The organism is Massilia cavernae, from assembly GCF_003590855.1.
In the GTDB taxonomy this organism is placed as follows: Bacteria; Pseudomonadota; Gammaproteobacteria; order Burkholderiales; family Burkholderiaceae_D; genus Telluria_A; species Telluria_A cavernae.
The window spans coordinates 1-14,151 of record NZ_QYUP01000095.1; the positions used below are offsets into that span (position 1 = coordinate 1).

The following is a 14,151-nucleotide window of genomic DNA, read 5'->3' on the forward strand; positions in this document are numbered from 1 at the left end:
ACTACCGTGCCAAGGATCAGATGCACAAGACGATGACGCTCGGCGCCGACGAGTTCATGCGCCGGTTCCTGCTGCATGTCCTGCCCAGCGGCTTCCACCGGATCCGGCACTACGGGCTGTTCGCCAACGCGGGACGCAAGGCCAACCTGGCCAGGGCGCGCGCATTACTGCGCGTCCCGGCGCCCGCCGTCGACACACAGCCTGTCGAGCGCAATTCGACGATGTTCATTTGCCGGCACTGCGGCGCGCCGATGGCGATCACCGCCATCTTCTTGCCGATCAAAGCAATTCAGGCACCAGCACGGCACCAGGGAGCACCTCCATGAGCGACAACGACAACATAGGCTTGCGCCACAAGCGCGTCGACCGTCGGCCAAAACCGATGCGGAGCTCCTTTGCCTGTCCTGCCGCAGCGTCTCAATTTCAATCGATTAACCACCGAACAGGCGACGCCCCCCGTGACCGTTTCAGGTCTTATATACGCCATCGATGCCAACTCGCCCGCTCCAACTGGCACCTTCCCAGCCAACGGCGCCGGTCAAATCGCCATAGCCTATGACAAAGGCTGACGACAACTAAACTTCCCGCGGTTTCCTCCTTCGGGGCTTGCCCAACGCCGGCCGGGAACGCTTGCGCGCATCAATTCAGGTCTGTGGAAGCGGCCGACATCGGACAACCCTTAACGATAGCGGACGAGTCCTCCGTATAAAATTTTTCGAAAGCTGATGCAGTTCATGCTCAAGCATACCGGCTACAGCTGCAACATCAGGCTTTCGTCGCCATCGCATGTTCGCTCATCTGTTGACGGTACGACTAGAGATTTTTTATTAGACCTTCTAAGCCTTGAGGCCGGCCTGCAGCACCAGCCTGCGCTTCTTGGGCCCGGCCGCGATGGCCGGGCTTTCGAGGTTGGTCACCAGCCTGATTTCGCCCACGGCCAGCGCATCCTCGAAGTGATGGATCAGGCGCGGCACCAGTCCCTCCGGCTGCGTGTCCGGCGTGCTGTAGATGGCCGCCCAGCCGTTGCGGCCGGAGCGCTTGGCCAGGTACAGACCCTGGTCTGCGAATTCCACCACTTCCGACCATGACACCGCGCGCGGCTGCGACTGCAGGAAAGGGAAGCAGGCGAAGCCGATCGAGCAGGTCTTCTTGAGGCGGGTGCCGTCCGGCAGCGTGAAGTCGCGGTTAGCGACCGCGCTGCGGATACGCTCGGCCACCAGTTTCGCGTCGTCGCGGTAGGTGGCGCGCGCCAGCACCAGGAATTCCTCGCCGCCCCAGCGGATCAGGTAATCGGATTCGCGGAATACCTCGCGCAGGCGCTCCTGCATCTGCACCAGCACCGCGTCGCCGCTGGCGTGGCCGTACTGGTCGTTCACTTCCTTGAAGTGATCGATGTCGACCATGAAGAACACCAGGTCGCGCGGCGGGCCGTCGCGGTCGGCCGCGCCTGCCCGCATCGGCTCGTCGTAGCTGCGCAGGCTCAGGCCCACGTCGGCGTCCACGTGCTGCAGGAAGAAGCGGCGGTTGCGCAGGCCGGTCAACTGGTCGGTGAGGCTGACGTCTTCCAGCGCCTTGTAGGCCTCTTCCAGCTCCAGGTTTTTTTCCACCAGCTGTGCCTGGGTGGTGCGCAAGGCCTTGAGCGTGGCGGCCACCTGGCGGTAGGCGTCGGCGTTGTCGAGCGCGATGGCGCCGTAGGCGCACAGGGTGCGGAAAATCAGCCGTTCGCGCTCGCCGTAGGCGCGCGGCGCCAGCGACTGCACCGTCATCACGCCCATCACGCGCTCGCCAATCAAGAGCGGCGCGAACAGCAGGCTGCGCGGCTGCAGCGTGCCGGGGATCAGGTTGGGGGTGTGGTCATCCTCGTCGATCTCGACCAGGATCTCGCGCCGTTCGCGCACGCAGCGCGCCGAATTGGCCTGAGTGTCGGACAGCTTCAGCTTGAGCGGCGGCAGCGGCAGGCCGTCTTCGACGCCGAAGACGCAGCGCATCGAGCGGCCGTCCGGCTCGATCATGAACACCGAGAAGTGGGTGGCGTCGAGCAGGCCGTGCACGTGGCGGTCGAGCGCGCGGAACACGGCGGCGGCGTCGAGGTGGGTGGTGATCTCCTGGCCGATGGCCGACAGGTGCTCCAGCGTCGCGCTGGTCTGCAGCAGCACTTCGGCGCGCTGGGCTTCGGCCGCCGCCAGCTCGCGGTGGTGGGCGCCTTCGGTTTCGGCGCGCTCGGTCTGGTACTGCACCTGCATCGCGATGGCGCGGTTGGTGGCTTCCTGGCTGTGGGTCTGCTCGCGCGCGGCGCTGGCGCGGAGCGCGGTTTCGTAGGCCCTGGCGTAGTCACCGTCGCCGGCATGTTCGCGCGCGACGGCGTCCAGCAGGTCGCCGGGCACGGCGTAGCCCTCGATCGAGGCGGCCAGGTCGAGCGCCTGCTGCAGGTAGTGCAGCGCGGGGCTGGCCCCGGACATCGCCGCCGGCGCCGGCAACTGGTGGCGCGCGTGGATTTCGGCCAGCACCTTGAGCGCGGCGATCTGGTTGCCGGCGTCGCCATAGCCACGCGCAAGCGCCAGCGCGGCGTCGGCCGCGGCCAGCGCTTCCTGCGGACGGCCCAGGTGCGACAGCGCGTGCGCCTGTCCGCGCCGCGCGCCGCTGCGGAAATCGGCCTGGCACAGCGTGTCGCCGCGCTCCTCGAGCTGGCGGAAGCTGTCCAGCGCGCGCTCATAGTCGCCGGCGTCGAGCGCCAGGTCGCCCTGGTATTCGAGCGCGATGGCATAGCCGCGCGACTGCGGCAGCACTGGCGCCAGCACCGCAAGCGCCTCGCCCAGCAGGCCGACCGCCGCTTCGCGCTGGCCCAGCTGGCGCAACGTCTCGGCGCTTTGCATCAGGCCGAGGCCCACGCACATCGGCCAGCCGGTCGGACGCGCCAGGTCGAGCCCGCGCTGCATCCATTCGAGCGCCGCGTGGTGGGCATTCAGGCCGATGAAGGCGTTGCCGATATTGGTGGCGAGATTGGTGGCGCGGCGCAGCTGGCCGCTGTCCATCGCCGCGTGGAAGGCGCGCGTGAGCAGCGGGGCGGCGCGCCCGAAGTCGCTGGCCTGGAAGGCAGCGGTGCCGAAGAAGTCGTGGATCCAGCCGGCAGCCGCCGGATGCAGGCCCGCAGCGTCAAGATCGAAGCGCCGGTCCCATTGCCCGTTGGCATGGTTCAGGTCGCGGAACACGGCCGCCAGCGCGGCGGCGGCGTCGAACACATCGGTGCGTACCGCGTCGCCCGCGGCGCGCGCATCGGCCGCGGCGGCGGCCAGCCCGGCCTCGGCGCCGGCGGTGTCGCCGCGGTCGCCTGCTATCCATGCGCGCAGCCAGTGGGCGTCGGCACGTCCGCAGGCGTCATCCATGGCGTCGAATGCGGCCAGCGCCTGCCCTGCCAGCGCATCGGCATCGTCAAGCCGGGCATCGAGCCACAGGCGCTCGCCTTCGACCAGCGCGAAGCGCGCCTCGGCGGCGCGGCGGGCGCGATCGGGCAACAGGGCGAGCAGCGGCGCCATCTCGGCAGCCAGCGCGGCGGCGCGCTGCGGGCTGCGCTGGCGCAGGTGCCACGCAAGGCGGACGGCAAGATGCAGGCGCGCGGCGCCGCGCAAGGATGGCAGCTCTGTTTCCCAGAGCATGACCTCCCTGTCCGATGCAAACATGTCTAGCAATTGACGTCCCTCGTTAATGCACTATCGCGGAAGAAGCAGCGATTATTCCACAGAAATGGCGATTAACAAAAGACAACTTTATGTTTTTATTGACAAGTGACGGGCGATCCTGCACTGGCGCCAACGGAATCCTAGCGGTGCGGCTCGCCGGCCCGCTCCGGCTGGTACAGCACCTCCGATACCGTCAGCCGCAGCGGCGCGCCGTCCGGCCGCGGCCAATCGATGCTGTCGCCTTCGGACAGCCCGAGCAAAGCACTGCCGACCGGCGTGAGCACCGACACCCGCCCTTCCGTACCGTCCATGTCCTTCGGGTAGGCCAGGGTCAGCGTGTGGCTGCCCTCGAGGCTGTCGATGGCGAAGCGGACGGTCGAATTCATCGTCACCACGCCAGGCGGCACCTGGCCGGACGGCACCACCTCCGCGCGCGCCAGTTCGTCCAGCAGGGCATCCCGGCATCCGGCCTGCGCGGACGGCAGCGAATCGAGGAGCGCCTCGAGGCGTTCCATGTCCAGGGCCGAGACAATAATCGTTGGTTTCAGGTTGTTCATGATTTAACTCCATGGGACTGCACCGGCGCGGGCCGGGCGATCGATAATGAAATGGGTCCGCCGGGCGCAAGGCGCGGGCGGTTCGAAATCAATAGGGAGCTGGCTCGGGAGAACGAAGAAGCGCGCGGATGTGCAGTGTCCTCACCGAGCCTGGGAGAGCCAGGCGATGTCTCGCGGGGACAAGATGCGGTGGAAGCGCTTGGTTATCACGATAATCAGGAAATGGACAGTCAGCCCTAGTATATACCGGGCGCGGCTTTTCTTCAGGGACCTCCGGCCAGCCCGGCAAATGCGCGTTCGACCGCGGCATGGGCATCCTTGTCGACGATGGCGTCGTGGGCGACGACTACTCGTTCGAACGGCCAGGCCAGGATGGCGCGGGCGCTGGCGGCAAAGGCATCGCGGTCGCGGATCGCGCGGCGCACCGTGCGCGGCACGCCGAGCCGGCTGCTCACGCCGGTCAGCATGGCGTAGGCGCGGCCGACCATCCCCGCCTCGCTCGTCCACCACTGGCACACGTCGGTCAGGATGAGGGTGCGCGAAGCCTTGTGGTACCAGGCGCTCTCATGGCACACGGGGAGTCCGTCGATGAACACCTGCTCGAGCTCATGCGCCCAGGCGGGATCGATGGCCGGCCCGATGGCGTTCAGGCCGACCAGGTCCGGACGCTTCCTGGCCAGCCCGCGTGCGCCATACAGCGCGGCGCCGGGAAAGGCGCGCGCGGCGTCGCCCGCGAACAGGTGGTGCGTCTTGCTGGGTGCGACGATGAAGGCGACCGTGCCGAGGCTTGTTAGCTGCTCGCGCACGGGTTGGCTGAGGGGGACCGGCGAATGCAGCCACAGGCGGCCGTCCTCGAAACGCACGACGGTCATGCGCGTGCTGACCTTGATGCCGAAGACGGTGAATTCGTGCTGGAGATGCCAGAGGTTGGGGGCGATTGCTTGCAGCACGGGCGGCCCGTCCTAGTTCGGCAGCGCGCCCGAGCTGCTCATGTCGCGCCGGTGGCGCGTCAGCAGCACGCGGCGGGCCACGTGCAGCGGCACGCCGCGCGCCGACAGGTACTGGGCCGCCTCGCGTGTCGACGAGCTGCCCTGGATGATCAGTCCTTTCTCTACCCTGATCGCCGTCTGGCGATCCGTGCGGTCGTGTCTCATTGCGTTCTCCCCTGGACCCTCGAATATACATCTGTCAAGCAAGTTGCACAACGACTAATATTTCAGGCGGTCCCGGCAACCGTCTTTTCGGCCAGCCACACCGCCAGCTGGCCCAGCAGCTGCTCGCTGTCGACCGGCTTCGACGCATAGTCCGACGCCCCGGCGGCCAGGCAGCGGGTGCGGTCTTCCAGCATGGCCTTGGCGGTCAGCGCGATGATCGGCAGGCGCGCGAAGCGCGGGTCGGCGCGCAGGCGGCGCATGGTTTCGTAGCCGTCCATGTCGGGCATCATGATGTCCATCAGGACGATCTCGATGCCGGGCGTGCTGTTCAACTGGCGGATCGCCTCCTGGCCGGTTTCGGCGGCGATCACCTTCATGTCGCGGCCTTCCAGCAGGCCGGTCAGCGCGAACAGGTTGCGCGCGTCGTCGTCGACGATCAGCACGCACCTGCCGCGCAACACATCTCCCACCGGCACCGCCGCAGCCCCGCCCGTCCTGCTTTCCGGCAGCGCAAGCTTGACCCGTTCGAGGAAGGTGGTGACCCCGGCGGTCACCTCGCCGACGGCGGAGCCGTTGTCGCCGATCACGCCGGCATCGAGCTCGCCGACCTGCCGCGCGGTGGCCGGGTCCAGCTGGCGTTCCGAGTACAGCACCGCCGGGATGGCCGCCAGCGCCGCGTCGCTGCGGATTTCCTTCAGCAGCGCCATGCCGTCGATGCCGGGCTGGTCGAACTCGATGACGATGCCGTGGTAGGGCCGGCTGCGCAGCGCCGCCAGCGCATCGGCGGCGCTCGAGACGGCGTCGAACACGCTGTCCTCGCGCGCCAGCGCCTTGATGATGGCGTCGCGCTTGGCCAGGTCGTTCTCGATCAGCAGCAGGGTGCGCAGCGGCCGCGCGGTGGCATGCACCGTGATTTCGGAGAACACCTGCCCCAGCGTCGCCAAGTCGGCCGGCTTGGTGGTGTAGCTGGCCACGCCGTGGGCGGCAGCGGCCTGCGGCCGGTCGCGGATCGAGATCACGTGCACCGGGATGCTGCGGGTGCCGGGGTCGGCCTGCAGGCGGTCGGCGATCACCCAGCCATCGACGTCGGGCAGGCCGAGGTCGAGCGTGATGGCATCCGGACGGAAGCGCTGCGCCAGCCGGCTGCCCTCCTCGCCCGAGGCGCCGACCAGGGTATTGAAGCCGCGCTCGGTGGCCAGGTCCTTCAGGGTGCGCGCGAACACCGGATCGTCCTCGATGATCAGGAGCAGCGGCCGCGCGCCGCCGGCGGCCTCGGGCGGCGCCTGTGGCTCCGTGGCCCAGGCTGCTGCGCGCACCGCGGGCGAAACGACCGATGCCGCGGCGGGTTCGCCTTGCAACTGCTGCGGCAGGTAGAAGGTGAAGGTGCTGCCCTTGCCCTCGATGCTTTCGACATCCAGCTCGCCGCCCAGCAGGCGGGCGATCTCGCGGCTGATCGCCAGTCCCAGCCCGGTGCCGCCATAACGCCGCGAGGTGCTGGCGTCGGCCTGCTGGAAGGCCTCGAAGATCAGCTTCTTCTTGTCCGGCGCGATGCCGATGCCGGTGTCGGTGACGCTGAACGCGACCACCAGCGGCGCGTTCGCCAGGGTGGCGTTGTCCGGGCTCCAGCCGGACGTCGCCGGCCTGGCCGACAGCGTCACCTTGCCCTTGCTGGTGAACTTGAAGGCGTTCGACAGCAGGTTGGTCAGCACCTGCTTGACCCTCTGGCCGTCGGTGCGCAGCACGGCCGGCAGCTCGGACGAAAATTCGATCGTGAACGCCAGTCCGCGGGTTGCGGCCTGGTAGCGGAAGCTGTTGTCCAGTTCGTCGGCCACCTTGCGCACGTCGACGTCGGCGATTTCCAGCGTCACGCCGCCCGCCTCGATCTTCGACAGGTCGAGGATGTCGTTGATCAGGTGCAGCAGGTCGCGGCCGGACGCGTACATGATGCGCACCATGTCCAGCTGCTTGTCGTTGAGGTTCTGCTCGCGGTTCTGGCTCATCTGCTCGGCCAGCAGCAGCAGGCTGTTCAGCGGCGAGCGCAGCTCGTGCGACATATTGGCCAGGAACTCGGACTTGTATTTCGACGTCAGGCTCAGCTGCTCGGCCTTTTCCTGCAGACTGCTGCGCGCTTCCTCGATCTCGCGGTTCTTGCGTTCGACTTCGGCGTTCTGGTCGGCCAGCTCGTGCGCCTTGCGCTCCAGCTCGGCATTGCTTTCTTGCAGCTGACTCTGCTGGGACTGGAATTCGCCTTCCAGCTGCTCAGCCTGGCGGCGCAGCAGGGTCTCGGTGCCGACCGCCGTCTCGATCGCGTTGAACACGATGCCCAGGCCCTGCGCCAGCTGGTCGAGGAAGCTCAGGTGGATGGCCCGGAACGGCTCGAATCCTGCCAGCTCGATCACCGCCTTGACCTCGTCCTCGAGCAGGATGGGCAGCACCACGATATTGCGCGGCGCCGACTGGCCCAGGCCCGACACGATCTGCACGTAGTCGTCAGGCACATTGCCGATCAGGAAGCGCTTCCTCTCGAACGCAGCCTGGCCCACCAGCCCCTCGCCGACCGCCCATTCGCTCGACAGGTTCTTGCGCTCCTGGTAGCCGTAGCTGGCCACCAGCCGCAGCCGCGACGGCCCGGCCTCACCCTTGCGCGGCGCCTGCATCATGTACAGCACGCCATGCAGCGCGCCAACCAGCGGCGCCAGTTCCGACAGCAGCAGCCGCGACACGTTGACGATGTCGCGCTGCCCCTGCAGCATGCGGGTCAGGCGCGCCAGGTTGGTCTTCAGCCAGTCCTGCTCGGTATTGTGCTCGGTGGTTTCGCGCAGCTTGCGGATCATCTGGTTCAGCTTGTCCTTCAGGTCGGCCACCTCGCCGCGCGCCACCACCTGGATCGAACACTCCAGGTCGCCCTTGGTGACCGCGGTGGCGACCTCGCCGATGGCGCGCACCTGGGTCGACAGGTTGGCCGCCAGCTCGTTGACGCTGTCGACCAGGTCCTTCCAGTTGCCGGACGCCCCAGGCACCAACGCCTGCCCGCCCAGCCGCCCTTCGACCCCGACCTCGCGCGCCACCCGCGTGACCTGCTCGCTGAAGGTGGCCAGCTTGTCGACCATGTCGTTGATGGTTTCCGCCAGCGCCGCCACCTCGCCACGGGCCGGCAGCATCATCCGCTTGTTCAGCTTGCCTTCGGCGACATAGGTGACCACCTTGGCGATGCCGCGCACCTGGTCGGTGAGGTTGTTCGCCATCAGGTTGACGCTATCGGCCAGCTCCTTCCACACGCCCGACACGCCGGTGACCTGGGCCTGGCCGCCCAGCTTGCCCTCGGTGCCGACCTCGCGCGCCACCCGGGTCACCTCGCCGGCGAAGCTGTTGAGCTGGCTGAGCATGGCGTTGATGGTGTTGGCGTTCTTGACGAACTCGCCCTTCAGCGGACGGCCGTCGAAATCGAGCTGCATGGTTTCGTTGAGGGCGCCGCGCGCCACCGCGCCGATCACCCGTCCCGCCTCGCGCACCGGCTGCACCAGGTTGTCCAGCATCGAGTTGATGCTGCGCACCTCGCGGCCCCAAGCGCCGCCGACCTTGTCGAATACCAGCCGGCTGCCGAGCTTGCCCTCGATGCCGACCGTGTTCGACACCCGCTCGATCTCGGCCGCCAATTTTTCCTGCCCCAGCGCGATGTCGTTGAGGGCCTCCGCGATCTTGCCGTCGATGCCGGGCCATTCGGCCGGCAAACGCACGCTGAAGTCGCCTTCGCGCAAGGCATCCAGCGCGCGCAGCACCGCCGCCTGCATCCCGGGGTCGTGCATGTCGACGCCGCCATCGCCCGCCCAAACCGCACGCATCGCGTCGCCCGAGCGGCGTGCGGCGATGCGCCGGTCCGGTGTTGCCGGCTCCTGTGTCATGTCCTTGTCTCCGTCGGCGGCTGGCCCAGGTCGAAGGGGCCGCGCCGAAGCAGCCCGATCGCCTCATCGTTGTTGACGGCCTTGCTGAAGTAGTAGCCCTGCATTTCGTCGCAGCCGTTCTTGACCAGGAAGGCCACCTGCTCGCCGGTCTCCACCCCTTCCGCGATCACACGCATGTTCAGGACATGCGCCAGCGTAATGATGGCAAGCACGATCGCGGCGTCGCTGGGGTCGGTGGTGATGTCGCGCACGAACGAGGCGTCGATCTTCAGCTTGTCGATCGGCAGGCGCTTCAAGTAGGCCAGCGAGGAGTAGCCGGTGCCGAAGTCGTCGATGGCGATTTCCATGCCCATGTCGTGGATGCGGTGCAGGGTCTCGACCGCCAGCGCCGGATCGCTCATCAGGCCGGTTTCGGTCAGCTCGACTTCCAGCAGCCTGGGCTCGATGCCGGCCCGCTTGACTACCGCATCCAGATCGGACGCCACGCTGGCGCGGTGGAACTGCAGCGCCGACAGGTTGACCGCGATCGGCACCGCCGGGATGCCCTCGTGCTGCCAGCGCTGCAGCTCGCTGCCGGCCTGCTGCAGCGCCCAGGCGCTGATCGGCTCGATGCGCCCGGTTTCCTCGGCGATCGGGATGAAGACGCTGGGCGAAATGAAGCTGCCGTCCGGCTGCGGCCAGCGGATCAGCGCCTCGAAGCCGCAGATGCTGCCGTCCGTGGCGCACACCTTGGGCTGGTAGTACTGCACGAACTCCCGTCCCGCGATCGCGCGCTGCAGGGCCGCGCCCATCGCCAGCCGCCGGTTGGCCGCCTCCTGCATGGCCGGGGCGAAGAAGGAAAAGCGGCCGCCGCCGTCGCGCCTGGCGTGGTACATGGCGATGTCGGCATTGCGCAGCAGGGTGTCGGCGCTGGCGCCGTCGTCCGGGAAGATCGCGATGCCGATGCTGGACGTGAGGTGCAGTTCGCTGCCCTCGATGTGGCAGGGCGCCGCGATGGCCGCGATGATCTTGTCGGCCACCAAGGCCGCATGGTCGATGTCGTGCAGGCCGGGCAGCATGACGACGAACGCGTCGCCGCCGATGCGCGCCACCGTGTCGCCGTCGCGTACGCAGGCGCCGAGGCGCTCGGACACGTCCTGCAGCACGCGGTCGCCGGCGGCGTGGCCGAGGGTGTCATTGATTTCCTTGAAGTGGTCGATGTCGATGCACAGCACCGCCACGTTGGGGTGCAGCCGCTCGCGGTGCACGGTTTCCTGGTGCAGCCGGTCCAGCAGCAGCAGGCGGTTGGGCAGGCCGGTCAGGGGATCGTGGAAGGACTGGTGCACCACATAGGCTTCCATTTCCTTGCGCTCGGTAATGTCGCGCGACACTACCACCAGTTGCGCCACCGCGCCGGGCGGCACGCACACCAGATTGAACTCGGATTCCAGATAGCGGTCGGCCTGGCCGTGTACCCGGTATTGCAGGCGGCGCGGCGCGGCGCCGTCGGCCAGCAGCGCCAGCGCGCTACGGATGCGGTCGCGGTCATCCGGGTGGACGATGTCGAGGTAGTTGCCGTGCGGCTGGACGCTCAGCGTGAACTCGCGCTGGTAGCTTGCGCTGGCGTACAGCCAGCTTCCGTCGCTGGCCAGCAGCGCCACGAAGTCGCCGGCATGTTCGGCGATCAGGCGTTCGGCGTCCTCGCACCCGGGCGGGCCGCGCTCGGGTATTCCCGGGGCGCGCCCGGGTGCGGCGGCCACTGTCGGTGCCTCGCCCTGCTCCGGCAGCTGGCCCGCCATGACCGCTTCTCGCTGCACCGCTTCGCGCGCCTTGAGCGCCTCGGTGCGGGCGGCATCGAGGTAGACCTGTATTTTTTCCTTCAACACTTCTGGCGCGACCGGCATGAAGATATAGTCCGCCGCACCCAGCGCGTAGCCTTTGGCGCGGTCCAGGTCGGTGGCGCGGTGGGAAGTCAGGAAAACGATGGGGGTGTGGAGCGTACGCGGCCGCTTGCGGATCAGGCGCGCCGTTTCGAAGCCGTCCAGGCCGGCCATCTTGACGTCGAGCACCACGACCGCGAAGTCCTGCTTCAGCAGGCGCAGCAAGGCTTCATCACCGGATGGCGCGGTGACGATGTCCGCGTCGAGGTCGCTGAGAATGGCGCGCAGTGCGAACAGGGCGCCCGCGTCGTCATTGACCAGCAGGATGCCAGGTCCGCCGTCGCGCGGCCCAGCCTCGCCCGCGCCGTCCGCGAGCGCACTCATAGGGCCGGCTCCCCGGCATGGCCGATCGTGCTACGTCCCTGCTGTCGGCCGGCAGCATGCGCTGTATCCATTCTCCACCCTGCCCCGGCGGCCAATCTGGACAGCTGCGGCATTGTTGTTGGGAGGATCGCAGCCGGCCCCGGTGTTGGCGTCCATCGGTGTATACCTCGTTTCATTCTAGTCCACCGGGTCTGGCATGTAGCGGGCGCGGGCGAAAAATACCCTTTACCGCTGGCCGATTTCGCACTCGACAGTTCCAGCAGCCTCGGCTGCCGCGCGGTATGATTGCTACTCATAATTAATGCTTCGGGGTCTTTCATGATGCGTCAGGCTGTCCTCTCGCTGTCCCTGGCCATGCTGGCTGCCTGCGCGCCCACGGTCCAGCAGGAAGAACGTGACGGCGCGCGCGAAGAACTGAGCGACCTGCCGGCGGCGACCATCGCCGACGCGGCGCTGGACGCGCTGGTGGCCCGGCACCTCGGCGCCGGCTTCAGCGGCGTCGTGCTGCTTCGCGGCGGCAACAGCAACGCGGCGACGGCGCGCGCCTATGGGCTGCGCAATATCGAACGACGGCTGCCGGTCGAGACCGGCACGCGGTTCCAGGTTGGCGCTATCTCCAAGTGGATCACGGCGGTGGCGGTCTTGCGGCTGGTCGACCAGGGCAAGCTCGACCTGGACGCGCGGGTCGGCGCCTACCTGCCCGAGCTGCCGGAACATATCGCCTACAAAGTGACCTTGCGCCACCTGCTGTCGAACACATCGGGTGTTGCAGGCGGCGCGATGGACGAATACGAGAAGGACAAGGCGGTTGCCGAGCTCAAGCTGACGTACCTGGATGCCTCCCTGCGCTTCACGGCCGGCGAACCGCGGTTTGCGCCGGGCCGGGGCTGGGAATATTCGCCGGCCGGATGGGTGGTAGTCGCGGCGGTGATCGAACGTGTCACCGGCACCAGCTTCGCCCAGGCCATCGACCGGCTGGTGCTGCGTCCGGCCGGCGCACATTCAACCGGGGTGCCTGCCATGCCTTTGGACAAGATCCCGGGAACCGGAATGGCCTATGCGGCCGGCACGCGCCAAGTGAAAATGCCGACGCACCTGGCGTATGCGGCCGCCAGCGGCACGATCTACAGCACGGCAGCGGACCTGGGCAGGATTGCCGAGACGGTGTATGAAACCGACCTTCTGTCGGAAGAATCGCGCGAGGAACTTTCCAGCATCGAGGTTGCCGAGCAGGACTACGCGCTGGGTGGGAGGGTCAAGACGCTCGAGCTGGGCGGGCTCCCGCGCACGGTGGCGTGGGAGTCGGGCGCGACCGGCGGCTTCAAATCGCTGCTGGCATGGGTGCCTGGCGAGGGCAAGAGCGTCATCATCCTGAATAACACCGACATGCCGCAAGAGGAGCAGGCCAGGGCCGCCGAGGCGCTGCTCCGCACGCTGTATCAGGCGGGCTTCGCGCCGTCCAGCGCGATCCCGCGGTAACGCTTGCGCCAGACCACCAGCGCGCCTGCGGCGAGCACGCTCATGGTAATGATCAGCATGAACTTCGAACCGCCATGGTCGGCAACCGGCACCGCGCTCGATGCCATCGTCGCAGCATACAGCTTGCGGTCGTAGGTGGCGCCGACGACCTGTTCGGCTGCATTGATGCTGTTGGTGAGATGCAGGGCCTTTCCGCCCTGGTGCACGATCATCTTGCCGTCGCGCCATACAAACGAGCGGCGCTCGTTCATCATCACGACGGTACCAACCACGTGGCCGGCGTTGTTGATGCCGGTGGCAAAACTGGAGCCGTAGCCGATCAGCGCGCCCAGGTCGACCATGCGGGTGCCATCATGGATAAACGCATGCCACCTGCGGTTCGCTGTTTCCGATGCGCCGACCACCACGCCTGCATCGTTGATCGCCGCAGCGGAGCTTTGCCTGCCGCCCAGCGTACCCAGGTCAACCATGCCGCGTGCCGGGTCGTGCAGGAATGCGTGGCGGTAGTTGTACTCGTTTGCCGCCGTGCCGACCACCTGCCCGGCGTTGTTGATGCCCGCCGCGTAGCTGATTTTTCCGCCCAGCGTGCCAAGGTCGTTCATGACCCCGTTGCGGTACACGAACGCCCGGAAATTCCCGCCGAAATCGTCGGCATAGCCCACGACGTCGCCTGCGTCGTTGATAGCCAGGCCGTAGCTGCCGTCGCCGCCCAGCGTGCCCAAATCGCGCATGCCGCCGCCGCTGTCGTATTTGAAGGCGCGCCAGTGGCCGTTGGCCGCCTGCGCCGCGCCGGCGATCTCGCCGTTGGAATTGATTGCCCGCGCTTCGCTGTAATCGCCGCCGAGGGATCCCAGTTCCGTGACCTTGCCCTTGTCAAACAGGATCGCGCGGCGGCGGCCGTCTTCATCTTCCAGCACGGCGGCAACCTGGCCCTTGGGATTGATGTCCCAGGCCACGCTGGCTTCGGCATTGGGGGCGACGATGCCAAGCCGCTTGATGACCGATTCGGTAGTGACGGCGCCGACATGGGCGGTGGCCAGCAGGAGTAGCAACAACGACGCTTTGACAGCTCTGGGCATGGCGATTCCTTTCCTTCAACTATGAGCGGGGGATAGCGTGAAACCGGGGGTAAGGCTGAA

The 14,151-nt window shown here is 67.5% G+C and carries 9 protein-coding genes; 2 read left to right on the forward strand and 7 right to left on the reverse strand.

Going from position 1 to position 14,151, the window contains the following annotated elements:
- The coding region (locus D3872_RS26410; protein WP_229459249.1) for a transposase at positions 1 to 326 on the forward strand (326 nt) is incomplete at its 5' end.
- Between the two features lie 510 nt (positions 327 to 836).
- On the opposite strand, the gene D3872_RS10160 is transcribed toward D3872_RS26410, so the two are convergent.
- The 6 genes from D3872_RS10160 to D3872_RS10185 form a co-directional block, all read right to left on the reverse strand.
- A complete protein-coding gene (locus D3872_RS10160) occupies positions 837 to 3,653 on the reverse strand; it encodes a sensor domain-containing diguanylate cyclase (protein WP_229459250.1) in 2,817 nt (938 codons plus the stop codon).
- Between the two features lie 164 nt (positions 3,654 to 3,817).
- Complete coding sequence (gene rnk, locus D3872_RS10165; RefSeq protein WP_119810670.1) at positions 3,818 to 4,234, reverse strand: nucleoside diphosphate kinase regulator; 417 nt, start codon at positions 4,232 to 4,234, stop codon at positions 3,818 to 3,820.
- 263 nt (positions 4,235 to 4,497) lie between these two features.
- Positions 4,498 to 5,184, reverse strand: a complete 687-nt coding sequence (locus D3872_RS10170) for a DUF4336 domain-containing protein (protein WP_119810671.1) — start codon at positions 5,182 to 5,184, stop codon at positions 4,498 to 4,500.
- 12 nt (positions 5,185 to 5,196) lie between these two features.
- Positions 5,197 to 5,388 (reverse strand): hypothetical protein, encoded by a 192-nt coding sequence (locus tag D3872_RS10175; protein WP_119810672.1) that lies wholly within the window; start codon positions 5,386 to 5,388, stop codon positions 5,197 to 5,199.
- Between the two features lie 62 nt (positions 5,389 to 5,450).
- Positions 5,451 to 9,290 carry a response regulator gene (locus D3872_RS10180; RefSeq protein ID WP_119810673.1) on the reverse strand — a complete coding sequence of 1,280 codons (3,840 nt, stop codon included), beginning with the start codon at positions 9,288 to 9,290 and terminating at the stop codon, positions 5,451 to 5,453.
- Complete coding sequence (locus tag D3872_RS10185) at positions 9,287 to 11,533, reverse strand: EAL domain-containing response regulator (protein ID WP_119810674.1); 2,247 nt, start codon at positions 11,531 to 11,533, stop codon at positions 9,287 to 9,289. Before D3872_RS10185 ends, D3872_RS10180 begins: the two co-directional genes overlap by 4 nt.
- 318 nt (positions 11,534 to 11,851) lie before the next feature.
- Between D3872_RS10185 and D3872_RS10190 the strand changes: the two genes are divergently transcribed.
- On the forward strand, positions 11,852 to 13,012 hold the full coding sequence (locus tag D3872_RS10190) for a serine hydrolase domain-containing protein (RefSeq protein ID WP_119810675.1): 1,161 nt from the start codon (positions 11,852 to 11,854) through the stop codon (positions 13,010 to 13,012).
- Here D3872_RS10190 and D3872_RS10195 read toward each other — a convergent pair.
- Entirely contained in the window at positions 12,973 to 14,091 is a 1,119-nt protein-coding gene (locus D3872_RS10195) for an HAF repeat-containing protein (RefSeq protein ID WP_119810676.1), read from the reverse strand. The two genes, D3872_RS10190 and D3872_RS10195, sit on opposite strands and share 40 nt — an antisense overlap.
- Between the last annotated feature and the right edge of the window lie 60 nt (positions 14,092 to 14,151).